17 protein-coding genes are annotated in these 17,679 nt (G+C 62.8%); 7 read left to right on the top strand and 10 right to left on the bottom strand.

Going from position 1 to position 17,679, the window contains the following annotated elements:
* Positions 1-100: 100 nt before the first annotated feature.
* Positions 101-826 (top strand): GntR family transcriptional regulator, encoded by a 726-nt coding sequence (locus tag I8J29_RS01950; protein WP_208845895.1) that lies wholly within the window; start codon positions 101-103, stop codon positions 824-826.
* Positions 827-1,009: 183 nt separating this feature from the next.
* Here the strand turns inward: I8J29_RS01950 and I8J29_RS01945 are convergent, their stop codons facing one another.
* Positions 1,010-1,747, bottom strand: a complete 738-nt coding sequence (locus I8J29_RS01945; protein WP_208845894.1) for an SDR family oxidoreductase — start codon at positions 1,745-1,747, stop codon at positions 1,010-1,012.
* Positions 1,748-1,934: 187 nt separating this feature from the next.
* Between I8J29_RS01945 and I8J29_RS01940 the strand changes: the two genes are divergently transcribed.
* Both I8J29_RS01940 and I8J29_RS01935 read left to right on the top strand, forming a co-directional pair.
* On the top strand, positions 1,935-2,864 hold the full coding sequence (locus tag I8J29_RS01940) for an AraC family transcriptional regulator (protein WP_208845893.1): 930 nt from the start codon (positions 1,935-1,937) through the stop codon (positions 2,862-2,864).
* Positions 2,865-3,063: 199 nt separating this feature from the next.
* Positions 3,064-4,269, top strand: a complete 1,206-nt coding sequence (locus tag I8J29_RS01935) for an MFS transporter (RefSeq protein ID WP_208845892.1) — start codon at positions 3,064-3,066, stop codon at positions 4,267-4,269.
* Between the two features lie 101 nt (positions 4,270-4,370).
* On the opposite strand, the gene I8J29_RS01930 is transcribed toward I8J29_RS01935, so the two are convergent.
* The 5 genes from I8J29_RS01930 to I8J29_RS01910 all read right to left on the bottom strand — a co-directional run bounded on the left by I8J29_RS01930 (position 4,371) and on the right by I8J29_RS01910 (position 9,301).
* The gene (locus I8J29_RS01930; RefSeq protein WP_208845891.1) at positions 4,371-5,426 is read right to left on the bottom strand and encodes an aminoglycoside phosphotransferase family protein; all 1,056 of its coding nucleotides are present in this window, start codon (positions 5,424-5,426) and stop codon (positions 4,371-4,373) included.
* Positions 5,427-5,725: 299 nt separating this feature from the next.
* The gene (locus I8J29_RS01925) at positions 5,726-6,469 is read right to left on the bottom strand and encodes an SDR family oxidoreductase (RefSeq protein ID WP_208845890.1); all 744 of its coding nucleotides are present in this window, start codon (positions 6,467-6,469) and stop codon (positions 5,726-5,728) included.
* A 350-nt stretch (positions 6,470-6,819) separates the two neighbouring features.
* Entirely contained in the window at positions 6,820-7,410 is a 591-nt protein-coding gene (locus I8J29_RS01920; protein ID WP_208845889.1) for a TetR/AcrR family transcriptional regulator, read from the bottom strand.
* Between the two features lie 136 nt (positions 7,411-7,546).
* Entirely contained in the window at positions 7,547-8,323 is a 777-nt protein-coding gene (locus tag I8J29_RS01915; protein WP_208845888.1) for a GNAT family N-acetyltransferase, read from the bottom strand.
* A 582-nt stretch (positions 8,324-8,905) separates the two neighbouring features.
* Positions 8,906-9,301 (bottom strand): GNAT family N-acetyltransferase, encoded by a 396-nt coding sequence (locus I8J29_RS01910; protein WP_208845887.1) that lies wholly within the window; start codon positions 9,299-9,301, stop codon positions 8,906-8,908.
* A gap of 369 nt (positions 9,302-9,670) precedes the next feature.
* Here I8J29_RS01910 and I8J29_RS01905 point away from each other — a divergent pair, with 369 nt between their 5' ends.
* Complete coding sequence (locus I8J29_RS01905; RefSeq protein ID WP_338113004.1) at positions 9,671-11,266, top strand: catalase; 1,596 nt, start codon at positions 9,671-9,673, stop codon at positions 11,264-11,266.
* A gap of 245 nt (positions 11,267-11,511) precedes the next feature.
* Positions 11,512-11,973 carry a nuclear transport factor 2 family protein gene (locus tag I8J29_RS01900; RefSeq protein WP_208845885.1) on the top strand — a complete coding sequence of 154 codons (462 nt, stop codon included), beginning with the start codon at positions 11,512-11,514 and terminating at the stop codon, positions 11,971-11,973.
* A 26-nt stretch (positions 11,974-11,999) separates the two neighbouring features.
* Here I8J29_RS01900 and I8J29_RS01895 read toward each other — a convergent pair whose 3' ends face one another.
* Together I8J29_RS01895 and I8J29_RS01890 are read right to left on the bottom strand one after the other, a co-directional pair.
* Positions 12,000-12,620, bottom strand: a complete 621-nt coding sequence (locus I8J29_RS01895; protein WP_208845884.1) for a DedA family protein — start codon at positions 12,618-12,620, stop codon at positions 12,000-12,002.
* Positions 12,621-12,963: 343 nt separating this feature from the next.
* Positions 12,964-13,836, bottom strand: coding sequence for a helix-turn-helix transcriptional regulator (locus tag I8J29_RS01890; RefSeq protein ID WP_208845883.1), 873 nt, complete (start codon positions 13,834-13,836; stop codon positions 12,964-12,966).
* A 229-nt stretch (positions 13,837-14,065) separates the two neighbouring features.
* On the opposite strand from I8J29_RS01890, the gene I8J29_RS01885 reads away from it, so the two are divergent.
* Positions 14,066-14,827, top strand: coding sequence for an SDR family NAD(P)-dependent oxidoreductase (locus I8J29_RS01885; protein WP_208845882.1), 762 nt, complete (start codon positions 14,066-14,068; stop codon positions 14,825-14,827).
* Between the two features lie 83 nt (positions 14,828-14,910).
* Positions 14,911-16,104 carry an MFS transporter gene (locus I8J29_RS01880; protein WP_208845881.1) on the top strand — a complete coding sequence of 398 codons (1,194 nt, stop codon included), beginning with the start codon at positions 14,911-14,913 and terminating at the stop codon, positions 16,102-16,104.
* 85 nt (positions 16,105-16,189) lie between these two features.
* On the opposite strand, the gene I8J29_RS01875 is transcribed toward I8J29_RS01880, so the two are convergent.
* Positions 16,190-16,378: a hypothetical protein gene (locus tag I8J29_RS01875; protein ID WP_143088884.1), complete on the bottom strand. Its 189-nt coding sequence runs from the start codon at positions 16,376-16,378 to the stop codon at positions 16,190-16,192.
* A 536-nt stretch (positions 16,379-16,914) separates the two neighbouring features.
* Positions 16,915-17,625: a copper resistance CopC family protein gene (locus I8J29_RS01870; RefSeq protein ID WP_208845880.1), complete on the bottom strand. Its 711-nt coding sequence runs from the start codon at positions 17,623-17,625 to the stop codon at positions 16,915-16,917.
* Between the last annotated feature and the right edge of the window lie 54 nt (positions 17,626-17,679).

Genomic DNA, 17,679 nt, shown 5'->3' with positions numbered 1-17,679 from the left:
CACTTCTTTCCTTTCGGCGATTCGGCGGATATGTTATGATGAATGCGTATCCATGCGCAGTTGTATGGATGGATCCCATGTTGAACGAGGAGTTTCCGCTATGTCCACAAGCAAATACGCCGTCGTGAAGCAGCATCTGCTCGGTGCCATCAAATCCGGCGAATACCGGCCGGGCGACCAATTGCCGACGGAGGACGAACTGTGCAAGCTCTACAACGTGAGCCGCACGACGATCCGCCAGGCGCTTCAGCAGCTCGAGCTGGAAGGCCGCATCAACAAGATTCAAGGCCGGGGGACGTTCATCGCCGACGCCAAATCCGAAATCGTCCATCATATGCTCGCGCCGATCGTCAATTTCTCCGAGCTGATGGAAGAGCTCGGCCGCCGTTCCGAGACCCGGATCCTGGCGTCGTCCGTCGTGCCGGCCGAACCCCCGTTTCAACCGCAGCTGGACATTCCGGAGCAATCGCCCGTCACGAAGCTGGTCCGGCTCCGCCTCGCCGACGACCAGCCGGTTGCTTACGAGACCATCTATCTGCCATGGTCCTTGGCGCCGGGACTGTCGAACGAGCAGGAAATCGGCTCGCTGTTCAAGCTGCTCAAGGAGAAGTACGGGCGTCCGATCGACCGCTCCCTGGATACGCTGAAGCCGGTCATCGCGGACGAAGCGGTCGCGGAGCTGCTCCGGATCGAACCGGGCGCTCCTTGCTTCCACATTCGCACCGTCTCCTACCTGCAGGACAACACGCCGATCGAATACAGCGAAAGCTTTTTCCGGGCCGATATGTCCCATTTCGTGATCGAGCGGAGGTATGACCACCGCTAGCCGCGGCGCGGTTTCGCCCGAATGTCCGCGGCGAAGCCGGGCGCACAAGATCAAAGAGCCTGCGGGGCGCAGGCTCTTTCGATTTGTTTGCCACATTTTGCTATGCTTAAGGGAAGGCCCATTTTTAGGCGTCGTTACCTTATCGGCCTTGCCGCCGGGGGACGGGCTTTGGGCCGGATGCGCTCAATTGAATCCGCCGTTGACGCGTATCGTCTGCCCCGTGATCCAGCGGGCTCGGTCGCTGACGAGCAATTCCACCGCGTTCGCGATATCCTCCGGTTCGCCCAGGCGCCCGAACGCGTTCATGCGGCGGTACGAATCGACCAGCTCCTGCGACTTGCCGTTCAGGAACAATTCCGTCGCGACTTGACCCGGCGCGATACTGTTGATCACGATGCCGCGGGGACCGAATTCCTTGGCCAGCTGCCGGGTCAGCTGCTCGACCGCTCCTTTCGTCGCGGCATAAACGCTGTAGGCGGGCAGCATCGCGCCCGAAACGGAGGTCGAGAAGTTAATGATCGTCCCGCCTGTCGCCATATGCGCCATCGCCTGCTGACACGTGAAGTACGTCCCTTTCACGTTCACCGCGAAATGCCGCTCGAACAGCGCTTCCGACATGTCGGCGATCGGCGCGGGCTCCATCATGCCGGCGTTGTTGACCAGAATGTCGAGCCGTCCGAAGCGCGCCATCGTCTCCCCGAACATCGCTTCGACGTCCGCGACGCTGCTCACGTCGGCCCGAATGGCCGCCGCCTCCCCGCCGAATTGCCCGATCGTCTCCACGACTTCATCCGCATTTGCATGGCTGGAGGCGTAATTGACGACCACCTTCGCGCCGAGCCGCGCCAGCTGAATGGCCGTCTGCCGCCCGATTCCCTTCGAAGCTCCCGTTACGATCGCGACTTTGTTCTTTAATGTCATGCCTCTCCCACTCCCCTGTATCGTTAGAATCGGCCGATCGGCGCGCCGTGCGCGGTCGACCTTGCCTATTCATCATAGCGGAGCGCGGGCTGCCGCCGTTAGATCATCCCTCTCCGATTCTTGCCCGATTCTCTTTCGGCAGGTTATGATGCATCTACAAGCCTACGAACGAAAAGGAGCTCCGAACATGAACGAATCGCTTCCCATGGAACAAGCCTTGCGGCAGCTCGCGCTGTTGGTCCGCCGCCACGCGCCGTCGAACGGCAGGTACGAGACGGCCATACCCTCGCTTACGCTGATGCATGCCACGGAAGTCACGGAACCGATGGAATCGGTTCACCGGCCCTCCGTCTGCATCGTGGCCCAAGGGGCGAAGACGGCGGTGCTGGCGGGCGAAACCTACAGATACGATCCCTCGGCCTATCTGGTCGTCTCCGTGGATTTGCCGATGTCCGGCCGCATCGTCGAAGCTTCTCCCGAGACGCCGTATTTGTCCTTGAAGCTGAGCTTCGACCCGGACGTGATCTTGGCCATCGTCGCCGAAATGAACAAACCCCGCCTGCCGTCCTCGGAGCCGAGCCGCGGGATCGCGCTCAACCGCATGTCGCCCGAATTGCTGCAAGCCGTTGCAAGGCTTATGCGGCTGCTTGACGAGCCGGAGGACGTGCCGGTCTTGGCGCCGCTCGCGCTCCGGGAAATCCTCTACCGGGTGCTGCGAGGCGAGCATGGCGCCCTGCTGCATCAGTTCGCCGTCATCGGCAGCCATGCGCACGGAATCCAACAGGCGATTCACGCGATTAACCGGCATTTCGACCGTCCGATCGCGGTCGACGATCTCGCCAAGTCCGCGAACTTGAGCACGTCCGCGTTTCACAAGCATTTCAAGCGCGTCACGGCGATGAGTCCGCTGCAGTACCAGAAGACGGTCCGTTTGCAGGAAGCGCGCCGGCTAATGCTGACGGAAGGTATGCAAGCCGCCGACGCGGCCTTCCGCGTCGGCTACGAGAGTCCGTCCCAGTTCAGCCGGGAATACGCGCGCATGTTCGGGCGTCCGCCGATGCTGGACGTTCGCGAGCTGCTTCGCGGTCCTCGCGCGGATGCCTACGTCTACGATTGAAGAAAGCGCGCATGACGAACAGGGCTCCGACGAGGATCGTCAGGAGCCCTATGGCCTGGGAACGGACGCGGCGGAATAAGGTTGCGCCCGATAAGGAACACTCATTGTACGGATCTTACCGTCGTTACGCGCGCTACGCGCAAGATGCGCGCTGCGCGCGATTACGCAGCTCGTACGGAGTTCAAAAAGGAGCGTTGCCATGAACCAAGTATTCGCGGCCGCACCCGGCGGCAAACGCGAGCTCAACAAGGTGTTCTGGGCAGCCGGCTTCGGCTGGATGTTCGACGCCATGGACGTCGGCCTGCTTTCCTTCATCCTTGTCGCGCTCCGCAAGGAATGGGGACTGACGGCGCAGGAAGCAGGCCTGCTCGGCACGTTCAATTTGGTCGGCATGGCCGTCGGCGCGGTCTTGGGCGGCTATCTTGCCGACCGGTTCGGCCGGCGTCCCGTGTTTCTCTTGACGCTGGTCGTGTTCGGCGCGTTCAGCTTCGGCAGCGCGTTCGCGGGCGGGTTCGGCATTATGCTGGCGCTGAGATTCCTGATGGGCGTCGGGCTCGGGGCCGAGCTGCCGGTCGCCTCCACCCTCGTCAGCGAATTCGCCCCGGCGGCAACGCGAGGCCGGATGGTCGTCCTGCTGGAAAGCTTCTGGGCCGCCGGCTGGATTTTGGCCGCCGTGCTCGCATACTTCGTCATTCCGCCGTACGGCTGGCGCGTCGCGGTCGCCGTCGGCGCGCTCCCGATCGTCCTCGCGCTATGGATCCGCCGCAAGGTGCCGGAATCGCCTCATTATCGCCGGGAGCCGGAACGGCGCATCCGGATCCGCGAGCTGTTCACGTCCTACAAGCGCGAAACGATCGCGCTATGGGCGGTTTGGTTCGCCATCGCGTTCTCCTATTACGGCATGTTTCTCTGGCTGCCTTCCGTCCTGGTCGACAAAGGCTTCACGATGATCCAGAGCTTCCGCTACGTCCTGCTCATGACGCTCGCCCAACTGCCCGGTTACTTCGCGGCTTCGTACCTCGTGGAGAAATGGGGCCGCAAGGCGACGCTCGCCGTCTTCCTGATCGCCTCCGGCGCGATGGCGCTCGGCTTCGGCTTCAGCCAGAGCACGGGAACCCTGCTGCTGACGGGGGCGCTGCTGTCCTTCTTCAATCTGGGCGCATGGGGCGCGCTGTACGCCTATACGCCCGAAAATTACCCGGCGCCGATCCGCGGGGCGGGCGCTGGCTTCGCGGCCGGCTTCGGGCGGATCGGAAGCGTGATCGCGCCGTATCTCGTCGGCGTCCTCGTGCAGGGGCATGTCGGCTATGCGCCGATTTTCAGCCTATTTACCGCGGTACTGCTGATCGGAACGGTCATGCTGCTCGTCTATGGCGTCGAGACCAAAGCCCGGGAGTCGGGCTGAATACCGCTCGTCGCCTGATTCGAACCGTCAAGGCTTCAACCCAAAACAGCAGCCGAAAACGCGAGGTTTTCGGCTGTTGTTTGATTTTCGGGGCAATGCGGTTACCGCTTCAGCGGAGCGCGAAGACTGGCCGGCAGGCGTTCGTTCGCGGCATGGACCGCTTCGAAGTGGCCGCCTTTCCTCCCGGCGAACATCTCTTGCGCCGCCCGAACGGCGGCCGCCCTGCTCGCTTCGCCGAGCTCCGGTTTCAGACATGCGTTCGTCGCGCACTCGATCAAGTCTTGGGCGACGCGTTCCCAAAGAAAGTATGCGAGTGCCGCTGGGTTCGTCTCTCCGTCGCCGTAACCTTCATGGAACGCGGCGGCATGCGGTTCGCGGACGAAGATGAAATCCCGTTCCTTCGGGGCCAGCATCGCTTCGTCCCAATCGATCACGAACACGCGGTCCGCCTGGCCGCGGATGACGTTCGACGCGTGCAGATCGGCGTGACAGATCACGCGCGGAAGCGTCGCGCCCTGCAGCGCCTCCGCCAATCGCGCGAGCGAGGCCATCATCTCGACGATTATGGCGCGGTTGGCGGCCCAGCACGCGAGCAGCTCGCGCCCGGTATCGTCCTTGGCGGCCGCGCGCGCATCGTTCTCGCCGAACTCGCGAATCCAGCGTATGTACGCGGACGGATCGAAACGTTCTTCGCGCAGCGAAGCGATGTTCGCGGGCGGCGGCGGTACCCGATGGATGCGTTTCATGACTTCGCCGATCGTCTTCCAGTGCTTCGCCGTCATGCCGGCCAAGCCTGCGCTTCCTTCCGCATACGGATAGACCGATACGGTCCACGCTTCGAGCCGGGTCCATAAAGCGCCGTCCGCGGCGGGAATCGGGGCAACGACGGCTTCGATCCCTTGACCCCGCACATACGCCGGAACAAGGTAGCGGTTCGAATCGAACGGACGAGAGGACGCCTTCAGCAAGTATGCCGTCCCTTGTTCGTCGATCGCCCGGTAGACCCCGGCTCCGAAATCATGGCCGTGCGGAAGAAACGCTAGCGAAACCGCATTCAGCCGATACCGGTCGCGGAGACAATGGAGAAGCCGCTGCTCCGACACGTCCGGCGCGCTGCGGATGTCCGGCCGGGTGTTTGACGGTTGTTTTGCATTCATATCAAGCAAACCCTCCATGCTCTTGATTTTTCTCGGAAGGGCATTCGTTCCGGTACGCGGTTCGGTTAGCCCTTCCGCACCTCTTCGGTCCATTCGCGGCAGATCATCTTCCTATCAAAACCTCCTTAATTAGGATGGTTCTACCATAGCGCAATCCGGAGTGCCTGTATAGCGAAAACGCTTTAAGGATCGCCGCTAAAGGAGCCTGCCCTTCACTGCTTCGTCCGCGGGCACAAAAAAGAGCAGCCCCATCGCCGTTTCGGCAAAGGGGCTGCGCAGGGATGCATCGTAGCGTCGGATTAGATAAATCCGCCGTTGACGCGGATCGTCTGGCCCGTCACCCAGCCGGAATCCGGTCCGGCCAGGAACAGCACGACCTTGGAGATGTCCTCGGTCTCCGCGAGCCGGCCGAAGGAGTTGCCGCTGCCGACGCTCGCGATTTGCTCCGGCGTCTTCCCGGCCGTGAACAGCTCCGTATTGATCGGTCCCGGCGCTACGGTATTGATCGAGATCCCTTTCGGGCCCAGCTCCTTGGCCAGCTGGCGGCTGAACTGCTCGACGGCGCCTTTGGAGCCCGTATACGCGCTGTAGGTCGGAAACATCTGACCGGTGACCGAGGTCGAGAAGTTAATGATGCGCCCGCCGCTTCCCATGTGCTTCGCCGCCTGCTGGATCGCGAAGAACGTGCCCTTCGTATTGATCGCGAACTGCCGGTCGTAGTCTTCCTCCGTAATGTCCGCGAGCGGCTTCGTGATCATAATGCCGGCGTTATTGATCAATATATCGATGCGGCCGTAAGCGTCCAGCGTCTCGCGGAACAGCCGCTCGATCTCGGACACCCGGCCGACGTCCGCTTGAACCGCCAGCGCTTCTCCGCCGTTCGCCTTGATGGCGGACACGACCTCCTCCGCCCTCCCCGGGCTGCTGGCATAATTGACGACTACTTTGGCCCCGTGCTCCGCGAGCAGCTCGGCGATCGCTTTTCCCAGCCCGCGCGACGCTCCGGTGACCAATGCGACTTTGCCTTCCAATGTACGGCTCATGAATGATTCCTCCCTGAATTAGGTGTTCGTTCGTTTGCTGGATAGCGGCTGCGATTCGAAACCGAATCGACGATCTGACTAAGGATTAACATATCCTCGCTTTGATAATTTGATTATAGATCAGCCCCAAACAAATATCAAGTGACAGATTATCAATTTTGTCATTATATTTTCGATGCCGGTTCGCGCCGCTTGCGAGAACGCAAACAAAGCAAACAACCCTTCGATTCAGGGATCGAAGGGTTGTTGAAGACAGCGCAGAGAGCGTCGATGTTCGTGCTTCGTACGCCGCGCAGACTTGTTATTGACCTGGGAATGTGTTCGGTGCCTCGGCCGCAAGCTTGGCGAGGCTACCGCGCGATGCCGTTCAGCAGCACGCGCCAGACGGACTCGAATTCTCGTTCGGCGCGCTCCGCAAGCCATTCCCGCGCATGAGACGGGTGGTGGAATTTCGATGTGGCGATGAAGATGGCGCGGGCGGTCTCCTCCGGATCGGCGGGCTTCAGCTCGCCGGACGCGATACCCGACGCGATGATGGATGCCAGCTGCCCGATCAAGCGGCCGATGTGGGCTTCGATCATGCCGCCGGCTTCCAGCGTGACGTCCGCGTACATTTTGAACAGCTCGGGATCGTTCGCCGCGTACGTCCGCTTGGCCGCGATGAGGGCGACGACCCACTGCCGAAGCCGATCTGCCGCGCTGTCGCCGGGAAGGTCCGCGAGCGCCGCCAGCGGCTCGGCGATGATCCGGTCCAGCCAGCGCTCCGTCACCGCTTCGCGCAGCGCGGCTTTGCTCGCGAAATGGCGGTACAGCGTGCCATGGCTCACTTGAAGCGCCCGCGCGACGTCAACGACGGACGTTTTGTCCGGTCCGAAGCGCTTCAGCACCTGTTCCGCCGTATCGAGAATTTGTTCCTTGCTAAGCGGCAGATCGTTCGTCATCCGCTCGTCCTCCTTCCGGTCGTTGGTATTACTATAACAGACCGCAAGTCGGATAACAATATCGCGATTCTGTTACTTGTCATCCAAATCATTGGATTTCGCATTCGAATCGCGCATGCGACCTCGTCGGCGCCGCTTAACCGACATGGACGTTAATCGTCACCGCATCGTCGAACCCCAGCCTGCGGTACACGTTCGTGCCCATGGGGCTAGCCTGCAGAATCGCGAACTTGATGCCGGATTCCTGCATGTCGCGCAAGGCGTACGCCGTAACCGCGCTGCCGATCCCGCGCGAACGGAACGCCTTCAGCGTGGCGACCGTATACAGCCCCGCCGTGTCGCCTTCGCCGTACGTCATGGCGCTGCCGACCGGCTCGCCGTTCAAGCTTGCCAGGTAATAACGCGCTCTGCCCTTCGGATCGAAGGCGAACGCGTCGGTAAACGCCGCAGCCAACGCGTCCGGCAGCCCGTATTCCGCCACGAACACCCGTTTGAACGATGCGAGCTCTTCTTCCGTCCGTATCGCCGAGATGCCCAGTCCCGGCACGCGTTCGGCCGCAATCGTCCGCCCTTCGAGCGACGCGGCCATGCCGGTCAAGCTGCCGCCGAATTCGAAGCCGTTCGCTCGCAGCGCTTGCTCGACCGCTTCGTCCGGCGCATGGGAATACGTATGCCAGCTGCACCGCATGCCGCGAGCGCGGTACGATTCCGCGATGGAGCCGACCTCGGCGGCCGCGTCCCCTTCCGGCATATAGCTGAACACGCGGTTGAAGATCGGCAGCGGCAGATCCGTCTCGATGCGGGCGCAGGCCGCGGTACGGACGAATTGCACCAACGGGCTGTTGCCGCTCAGAAAGGCGAAAGTATCGATCATGTTTGCGATAATGGCTTGTACGTGCGATTCGTTCGTCAATGGTTGTTCCTCCTCGTGTTGCGCGACGCCTCGCTTAGAATTGCTCCGCTGTCATTCGACGGGCCATCCGTGAAGATACGGTTCCTTCGCGCCAAGACGGAACCATTATGCCTCAAAACGCATTGCGATTCAATGCCTCAAAAAACACCGCTGGCAATCGCCGCTCTCCGGCGAGCGTTCGCAGCGCCTACGTCTCCGCGACCCGCTCCTGCAGCCGATCGCGTACAGCTCCCGAAAGCCGAGTTCCGGCATGTGGATATGCCGATGTAGCAATCGCCCAGCTCCGTGCACTGCAGGACGAACGCCGCCTCCGTCGTCTGTCCCGGACGATACGCCGCCCAGAACGCCGCCGTCGCCGGGTTCAGCCGATCCGTCCAATCGAGCTTCGCCGACAGGTTCGTCTGAATGGCGACCTTACCGACATGCGGCATCCGCGACAGCCCGGCCATCGCCTCCCGGTACCAGTGAGACCTTCGCCGTTCGGGTTGAAGAAGATCGACAGCCGATGTCCGGCGCGCTCCTGCTCCTTCGCTCACGCCACGAACGCCCGCGCCTGGCTGCGATCCCTCGCCAGCGTCTCGGTTAACCGTTCCTTCTCCACACGCCTCCGGCGCAGGAATCGAACCCGGCTCCTTCGTAAAACGCGGTCAGCTTGGCATCGAACGTCAACGTCACGATCTCCAGCCCGAAGCGTTCCGCCTCTTCCAACAACGAACGGACCAGCGCGCGGCCCAAGCCCGAATGCCGGTAACCCGGATCGACCATGACGTCTTCCAAGTAGCCGTGCTGCAGCCCCATGCCCGAGATATACCCGAAAGCAATCAACTGCGCCCGCTCGTCGCGGCATCCGCCCCAGAAGTTGCAGCGCTCGAACAAGCGCGGATAATCCCCGCGGCGCCCCTCCCACCCGATGCGCTCGCGGAGCGCGGGTACTTCGTCCGGCGCGATCGGCAGATTGATCTCAACAATATGCTTCATGCGCGATTCCCCCTATATCAAGCTTCGTCTGGGCATCCTCCAGGTCATTGTCAAAGGCTTCCTCAAAGGCGCCTTCCCATAACCCCGGCTCCCTTCTAAGCCATCGATACGCCTACTAGACGAGCTTCTTCGCGAAAAGTTACGGGAACTGCCAAAAATGGCGTTTCGCTATGCCGATGCCCGAAGCTAACGGGCATCTTGTCATGGCTTCCATGAACGCTTCCGCGCAACGACGCGAAGGCGTTCTCCGCTCGCGCCTTCGCGCGCCTCTGCGGGCAATTGCATTCCCGCATAATTTCCTCCTGCTAATCCATACTACTAGTGGCAAAAAAGCCCATCCCACCCACACGCAAAGGAGCCGCGACAACCGTGACGACAGATTCCACGCGCCGCCCGGACGGGCAAAGCGCGAGCAACGAATTGACCAATCGGCAGGGTCACCCCATCACGAACAATCAAAACATCCGGACCGTCGGCAACCGCGGACCGGCTACGCTGGAAAATTACGATTTCATCGAGAAGCTGAGCCATTTCGACCGGGAGCGCGTGCCGGAGCGCGTCGTGCACGCCCGCGGGGCCGGCGCGCACGGCATCTTCGAGGCGTACGGCACCGTCGGCGGCGAACCGGCGAGCACGTATACGCGCGCCAAGCTGTTTCAAGAGAAGGGCAAGCAGACGCCGCTCTTCGTCCGCTTCTCCACGGTCGTGCACGGCACCCATTCGCCGGAGACCCTCCGGGATCCGCGCGGCTTCGCGGTGAAGTTTTATACCGAGGACGGCAACTGGGACCTCGTGGGCAACAACCTGAAAATCTTCTTCATCCGCGACGCGATCAAGTTCCCCGACATGATCCACGCGTTCAAGCCGGACCCCGTGACCAACGTGCAGGACGCCGAACGGTTCTTCGACTTCTGCGCCGGCTCGCCCGAAACGTTCCATATGGTGACGCTCGTCTACTCGCCGTGGGGCATTCCGGCCAATTACCGCATGATGCAGGGCTCCGGCGTGAATACGTACCGGTGGGTCAACCAGGCCGGCGAAGCGGTGCTGGTGAAGTATCATTGGGAGCCGAAGCAGGGCATCAAGAACCTGACCGTGAAGGAAGCGAACGAGATTCAGGCGACGAACTTCAACCATGCGACGCAGGATCTCTACCAGGCGATCGAACGCGGCGACTATCCGGAGTGGGAGCTGCTCGTGCAGCTCATGCCCGACGGCGAGCATCCGGAGCTGGACTTCGATCCGCTCGACGACACGAAGCTGTGGCCGAACGACCGCTTCCCTTGGCTGCCCGTCGGCAAAATGACCTTGAACCGCAATCCCGCGGATTACTTCACGGAAGTGGAGCAGGCCGCGTTCGGCGTAGGCGTGCTCGTCGACGGGCTCGATTTCTCCGACGACAAAATGCTGCAGGGCCGCACCTTCTCCTACTCGGACACGCAGCGTCACCGCGTCGGCGCCAATTATTTGCAGCTGCCGGTGAACGCGCCCCAGAAGCATGTCGCGACGAACCAGCGCGGCGGCATGATGCAGCTCCGGGTCGATCTCGCGCCGGGCCAAAATCCGCACGTCAACTACGAGCCGTCGCTGCTCGGCGGCCTCGTCGAAGCGGAACAGCCCGGCAAGGAGCATACGCCGTACGTGCAGGGCAACCTGGTGCGGCAATCCATCGACCGGAACGATAACACGAAGCAAGCCGGCGAGACGTTCCGGGGCTTCGAGCCGTGGGAGAAGGACGAGCTGCTCGCCAACCTGATCGGCGATCTCTCCCGCTGCGACGCGCGCATCCGGGACCGCATGATCGCGCTCGCCGAAGCGGCCGACGATGAATACGGCCGCCGTCTGCGGGAAGGCTTGGCGCAGGCCGGCGGCGGCGGAAGCAGCCAAACGAATCTCGGCAACCGCGACGGCGCCCAAGCGCCGAACGATGCCGCGCGCAAGGGACATGACGCCGAGCCCTATTGAACCGCCCCTCCGGGCTAGCCGATCTTGGCGGTCCGCTCGCGGATGAACGAACGAAGAGCTCCCGCAGTCAGTAGCGGGAGCTCTTTTGCAAGGCTTCTATCGTGAACGGCTCGGGATGCCTTGCGATTCGGCCCTAACCGGCATGGCCGCGGTTTCGGTTGCTTCCGGCGCGCGGCCGGGCTACCATGGAACGGTAACCGATTAATCGCGAATGCCGAATCGCATTCGCCAAAGGAGAGAAACGCATGACTGCACTCGTACCGCCATTCACGCCGGAGACCGCGCTCGCGAAGGTGCGCATGGCCGAGGACGGCTGGAACAGCCGCGATCCCGAGAAAGTATCGCTCGTGTACACGGAAGATTCGGTCTGGCGAAATCGCGTCGAATTTCCCGCCGGCCGGCCGGAAATCGTCGAATTCCTCAAGCGCAAATGGGAAAAGGAGCTGGACTACCGGCTGATCAAGGAGCTGTGGGCGTTCACGGACAACCGGATCGCCGTGCGGTTCGCCTACGAATGGCATGACGATTCGGGCAACTGGTTCCGTTCGTACGGCAACGAGAACTGGGAATTCGACGAGCAAGGCCTCATGCGCCGCCGGTTCGCGTCCATTAACGATATGCCGATCCGGCCCTCGGAGCGCAAGTTCCATTGGCCGCTCGGCCGGCGTCCGGACGATCACCCCGGACTGTCGGAGCTGGGCTTGTAGGCGCCCCGGACAACCCGGCTCGCTTGCTAACGTCCGAGCGTGCGGTCTCGCTGGTTCCGCGCGCGGGACAACCACTTGACGACGCCCAGCGCCGCCGCGCCGACGACGACCACCGCCAAGGCGCCCATGCCATAGTAATAGACCGCGTAGCCGGTTTCCTGGACTTGATTGCCCATCAGCCGTCCGAGCAGGAAATACAGCAGCGTCCACATGAGGCCCGTCGTATACGAGAAGACCGCGAACAGCTTGAAGCTCATCTGGTTCATGCCCGCCAGATACGGCATCACGTGCCGGACCAACGGAAAAAAATAGCTGGCGCACAGGGCGAACTTCCCGTACCGGGAGAGCAGGCTTTCGGCGAAGCGCAGCGCTTTGCCGAGCCGCTCTTTGTGCTGGAAGCGCCGCACCAGCGGTCTGCCGTACCGGCGCCCCATCGTATAGCCGAAGGTCAGCCCGGACAGCACGCCGAGGTACGTGCACAGAAAGGCCGGCAGCGGGAGCAAGGAACCGCCCGCCGATACCGCGCCGGCCGTCATGACGATCACTTCATTGGGGACCGGAATGCTGATCAGGCCCAGACATAAAACGAAGAATAACGCTGCGTAACCCAGGTGCTGGATCAGCCCTGCCATCATATCGACGTCCATTCAACCTGCCTCTTTCCGTACCGGGCGGATGCTGCTCCGATCGTCCCGGATTCTCATCGATCACGCGCTTCCTTTCCTGTTTAACCATGATTCCGAAGCTTGCTTAAGCCGGCTCCGGAAACGAACATCGAACATCGTTCTCTCGCGCCGCCGATTGTCTGCGCCTTCGTATTTCTTATGGCCGACAATCCCGCTTCGCTTCGACTCTCTTACTGGAACTATACCACGAACGGGATGCTTTTGGCCCCCCTCTTGCGGCGGGCTTTTCATCAGACCGGCGATCGGGCATCGAACACGGGCAAACGCGCTTCAGACGCGTTTGCCCGTTTGGCGTCGCTCCGGCTTAACGCGAGGACGGCGCCGCCGTCGCCGGAGCGTCCGTCAGCTTCGCCAGCCGTTCCCCGTCGGCGGCTTCTACCGGCGTATACGCGACCAGCGTGACTTCGTGCCGTTCCGCGGCATAGAAGGCATTGGACCGCAAGGCGATCTCCCCGGCGGCAGGATGGGCGAAGCGAAACAGGTTGTCCCGCAGGCAGCGCACGTCGTGCCGCTCCCACATCGCCGTGAATTCGGAGCTGGCGTCGCCCAAGTCCCGCACGATTTCGCTGACGCACGGATCGTCCAGGCGCCGGGCGTACGCCGTCCGGAACGCCGCGACCAGCTGCGAGGCCGACGCCTCCCAGTCGGCAAGCCGTCCGCGCAGCGCAAGGTCGGTGAACAGCAGCCAGAGCAGATTCGTATTGCCGCTTTTCGCGCAGGCGTAACGGAAGCCCCCGAACAGCTCCTCCGCCGCCCGGTTCCAGGTCAGCAGATTCCACTGGCCGTCGATCGCGTACGCCGGTATCGCGCCGAACTGCTCCACGATCCGCGTCAGATCCGGATCGGAAGCCGCCGGATCCGCCGCGGCGAAAGATTCCAGCGGCACGTTGCGGCCGGCCAACCGATAGAGATGATCCCGTTCGTCCCGCTGAAGCCGAAGCGTGCGGACCAGGCTCTCGAGCACGCTGTCGGACACCCGGATGTCTCTTCCCTGCTCCAGCGCCGTATACCAATGCAGGGAAATGCCCGCGAGCGCGGCCACCTCCTCCCGGCGCAGCCCGGCCGCGCGACGCCGCGCGCCGCTGCCGGGCGGCAGCCCGACCTCCTCCGGCGAACGCCGCTGCCGGCGGTTTTTCAGAAAATCGGCCAGTTCCTTGCGCCGAATAGCATCGCTCATCGTTGATTCCCTCCCGGTTGACGTGTCCTTCCTATTGTCCGCATTTCGCGCGAAAAAGCAACCTTCGCCAAGCTTTCCTTCTCCTTTACGCGTTTAAGCTAGTAGTCCGGATACTAGGCTAACGAATGGTACCATCCGCGTCGGCAGCATAAACGCGCTACTCCCGCCCGTCTTCAAACCGGCTTATGATGCTTCTTGCACGACAATAAACCGAAGAGGAGACTTGGCAATGACAACTACGCAAGCAAGCTTGGAAGGACAACTCGCACTCATCACGGGCGCCAATCGCGGCATCGGGCTGGAGACGGCCCGGGAGCTCGGACGGCTCGGGGCCACGGTCCTCATCGGATCGCGAACGCGTACGAAGAGCGAGGCGGCCGCAGACCGGCTGCGCGCCGAAGGCATCAAGGCCGAGGCGCTGGCGCTCGATATTACGAACGCGTCCGACCGTCGGGCGGCTTACGAATACGTTGAACGGCGGCACGGCAAGCTCGACATGTTGGTCAATAACGCCGGCGTCCAGCTCGAGATCGAGCACTTGGCGCCGATGAATAACGCGAGCGCCGTGACGTCCGACGTGCTGCGCGCCACGTTCGACGCGAATTTCTTCGCCCAGGTCGAGCTGACGCAGCTCCTGCTCCCGCTGCTGCGGCAAGCGCCCGCGGCCCGCATCGTCAACCTGTCCAGCATCCTTGGATCGTTGGCGCTGCAAGCCGACCCCGGCTCGCCGATTTCCGAGCTGAAGCTGCTTGCCTATAACGCGTCGAAGGCGGCGATCAACGCATTCACCATCCATCTCGCCCATGAGCTGCGCGGCACGCCGATCAAGGTCAATGCCGCGCATCCGGGCTGGGTCAAGACGGAGCTGGGCGGCAAATACGCCGATACCGACGTGAAGGACGGCAGCGCCACGAGCGTCCGGCTCGCCACCTTGCCCGCCGACGGACCGACCGGGAAATTCCTGCATGTCGGCTCCGAGCTGCCATGGTAAGCAATTCGGCCGCAGCGATCAAGATCGTGAGCAGTGCACAGCTAGAAACCATCATCACGGCGGACGTATAAAGGAGTACGCTTATGCGAATGAACTGGAGAATCTACATGCTTGCCGCGGTCAGCTTTCTGGTCGGCACCTCCGAATACATGATCGCGGGCATTCTGGATAAAATCGCGGCGGAGCTCGGCGTTACGGTCGCCGCCGCCGGCCAGCTGATGACGGCCTTCTCGCTCGCGTACGCCATCGGCACGCCCGTGCTGATGGCCGCCGCCGCGCGAATCGAGCGCCGCCGGCTGCTGCAATACGCCTTGGGTCTGATCATCGCCGGCAACGCGATGATCCTGGTGCTGCCGGGATTCGGCAGCCTGCTGCTGGCCCGCGTCGTCATGGCGCTCGGCACCGGCGTCTTCGTCGTCGCGTCGCTCGCCGTCGCGGCCAAGCTGGCGCCCGGGAACAAGCAGGGCAGCGCGATCGCGGTCGTCCTCATGGGCATCAGCGCTTCGCTTATCCTGGGCGTGCCGCTCGGCCGGATGATCGCCGCCGTTTACGACTGGAAGCTGATCTTCGGCGGCATCGGGCTGCTCGCCGCGCTCGCCCTGCCGCTCGTGGCCCGCGCGATTCCGCGCATCGACAGCGAACGGCCCGTTCCGTTGGGCCGGCAGCTCGCCATGATGAAGCAGCCGCGAATCGCGGCCGCCCTCGGGATCACGTTCTTCTGGATTCTGGGCTACGCCATCGCGTTCACGTATTTGTCGCCCTACCTGCTGAACGTCGCCGGCATGAGCGAACGTTGGGTCGGCGCGGCCCTCTTCGCTTACGGCATCGCCAGTCTCATCGGTTCGAAGGCGGGCGGCTACGGCACCGATCGCTGGGGCGTCGCCCGCACGCTCGGCGGGGGCATGCTGCTGAACGCGGCCATGCTGATCCTGCTGTCCGCGTCCGTCGGGACGCCGCCCGCCCTCGTGCTCGCCCTGCTCTTGCTCTGGTCGTTCTTCTCCTGGTCTTCGGCGCCGACGCAGCAGTATTACCTCATGACGCTGTCGCCGGAAGCCTCCGGCGTCATGCTCGGCCTGAACACGTCGGTGCTGCAGCTGGCGATGGCGGCGGGCGCCGGCATCGGCGGGTTGGTCATCGACCGCTTGTCGCTGCAGGCGATTACCTGGATCGCCGCGGCTTCCGTCGCCGTGGCGGCCGCGGCGGCTTCCGTCCTGTTCGGCGGTCTTCGGGGTCTTCGGGGCCGCCGCCGCGAGAGCCGGCGCGCGTCGCGCGCATAGCGACCCGATTGCCGGGACAACCTGTAAAAGCCGGGACCGCCATCGCGGTCCCGGCTTTTTCGGGGCGTTCTTCAAGGTTCGGCAGTCATCGGGCGCGAAACATCGCATCCAGCAGCCGTTTGATCGGCTCGCGCATCAGGTAGACGAGCGCCAGATCGAACAGCAGCGCGCCTTCGAGCGGCGAGATGACGCCGTCCTTGACGATCAGAAACACCCAAAACATAAAAATGATCAAATTAATCGAAATGTACTCCCGCATGTCTCTCATCTTCACGATCGTTCTCCTCGGCCAGGTCATGGAAACGGCAAACAAGCCTTGACGGCCCGGTTGTTGGTCGCCGGATGTATGCCCATGCACTAGCGTATTCGTCATCCAAGCATTGGTGTGACTACGCGCCGCGCGAATGGCCCGAATTCGGCCAACGGCATGGATGCGGCCGCCGCGTCATTCCTTTCATCATATCACGTTCCCGGCGAAAAAGACCGCATATTCCGCGAAAATAGACGATTATCAGCCGAATTCTCGATTTTGAAGCGAATCCGGCTTACAAGGAGGCGTACGCACTGATCGGACTCGCCGTCGTCTTTGCGTCGTTGGCATCGGCGGCGATGCGGGACGCAATGCGGTCGGGTCATCCGCTTGATCCGAACGCGCTGATCGCCGTCCGGATCGGCCGGCTGTCTTAGCGGCTGCCGTAACGGCCGTCGCGGGCTGCGCGACAGGCGCCTTGGTTTGAACGGACAGCCATCGGGAAGGACCATCGAAGGGCATGAAAAAAGTCCGCTCGCACGCGGACTTTTTTGCTTGCCTTAGGATCTGAATACGCGGACCATCGCGCCGACGATCGCCAGGCAGCCGAGCCCGATCGCGACGATCCAGCCGGTGCCCAGATTGCTCTTCTCGGCTGAGTCGTCCGCCTCGGCATCCGTTGCGATCGGAGAATCGGAAACGGCTGCCGACGCTTCTCCCGCCGCCGTATCGGCGGCCTCGGCCGAACCGCCGTCGCCGGTTCCGTTCGAGCGCGGCGCGTTCGCCACCTGAACGGCCGGATCGGCCGCGGCTTCGCCGTTCGAGTCCGGCTCCGCCGAACCGTTTACGTCCGGGCTGTTCGAGGGCTGATCCGGCGCGGCCGCGTTGCCGCCGCCGGCGGGCGCTTGTTCGTCCGGCACCGCGACCGTGAACGCGTAGCTGCCCGAGATGTTATGGCCGTCTTCCCCGATGATCCGCCACGCGACTTGATACGTGCCGTTCGCGAGCGGCTGCCCGAAAGTGCCGGTAATCTCGTTTTCGCCGGAGGCGCTTTGGACCGCGACGGCTTTGCCTTGCCCGTCGGTCACCTTCAGCACCGTCAGCGGCTGGATCGCCGTCGCGAACGTCAGTTTGATTTCCGTCAGCGACTTCGCGACCGTGTCGCCGTCGGCGGGCGAGGCGCTTTTCAACTTCGTATGGGCCGACGCGGCCGTCGGCAGCGCGAACAGCGCGATCAGCAAAAGCAGGATTCCTGCGCGTAGATTCATCATGTCCACTCCTCTGCATCCGTCATGACGAACCCAGTATACCAGAGGATCCGACGC

This window comes from Paenibacillus artemisiicola (genome assembly GCF_017652985.1).
GTDB classification, from domain to species: domain Bacteria; phylum Bacillota; class Bacilli; order Paenibacillales; family Paenibacillaceae; genus Paenibacillus_Z; species Paenibacillus_Z artemisiicola.
This window is presented reverse-complemented; position numbering and strand designations above follow the sequence as displayed.

Coding starts and splice junctions, on each gene's coding strand:
- I8J29_RS01925 (WP_208845890.1), bottom strand. CDS start 6,469: ATGAGCCGTACATTGGAAGGCAAAGTCGCATTGGTCACCGGAGCGTCG.
- I8J29_RS01910 (WP_208845887.1), bottom strand. CDS start 9,301: ATGAAGCATATTGTTGAGATCAATCTGCCGATCGCGCCGGACGAAGTA.
- I8J29_RS01890 (WP_208845883.1), bottom strand. CDS start 13,836: ATGAGCGATGCTATTCGGCGCAAGGAACTGGCCGATTTTCTGAAAAAC.
- I8J29_RS01880 (WP_208845881.1), top strand. CDS start 14,911: ATGCGAATGAACTGGAGAATCTACATGCTTGCCGCGGTCAGCTTTCTG.
- I8J29_RS01945 (WP_208845894.1), bottom strand. CDS start 1,747: ATGACATTAAAGAACAAAGTCGCGATCGTAACGGGAGCTTCGAAGGGA.
- I8J29_RS01935 (WP_208845892.1), top strand. CDS start 3,064: ATGAACCAAGTATTCGCGGCCGCACCCGGCGGCAAACGCGAGCTCAAC.
- I8J29_RS01895 (WP_208845884.1), bottom strand. CDS start 12,620: ATGGACGTCGATATGATGGCAGGGCTGATCCAGCACCTGGGTTACGCA.
- I8J29_RS01885 (WP_208845882.1), top strand. CDS start 14,066: ATGACAACTACGCAAGCAAGCTTGGAAGGACAACTCGCACTCATCACG.
- I8J29_RS01930 (WP_208845891.1), bottom strand. CDS start 5,426: ATGAATGCAAAACAACCGTCAAACACCCGGCCGGACATCCGCAGCGCG.
- I8J29_RS01870 (WP_208845880.1), bottom strand. CDS start 17,625: ATGATGAATCTACGCGCAGGAATCCTGCTTTTGCTGATCGCGCTGTTC.
- I8J29_RS01940 (WP_208845893.1), top strand. CDS start 1,935: ATGAACGAATCGCTTCCCATGGAACAAGCCTTGCGGCAGCTCGCGCTG.
- I8J29_RS01920 (WP_208845889.1), bottom strand. CDS start 7,410: ATGACGAACGATCTGCCGCTTAGCAAGGAACAAATTCTCGATACGGCG.
- I8J29_RS01900 (WP_208845885.1), top strand. CDS start 11,512: ATGACTGCACTCGTACCGCCATTCACGCCGGAGACCGCGCTCGCGAAG.
- I8J29_RS01950 (WP_208845895.1), top strand. CDS start 101: ATGTCCACAAGCAAATACGCCGTCGTGAAGCAGCATCTGCTCGGTGCC.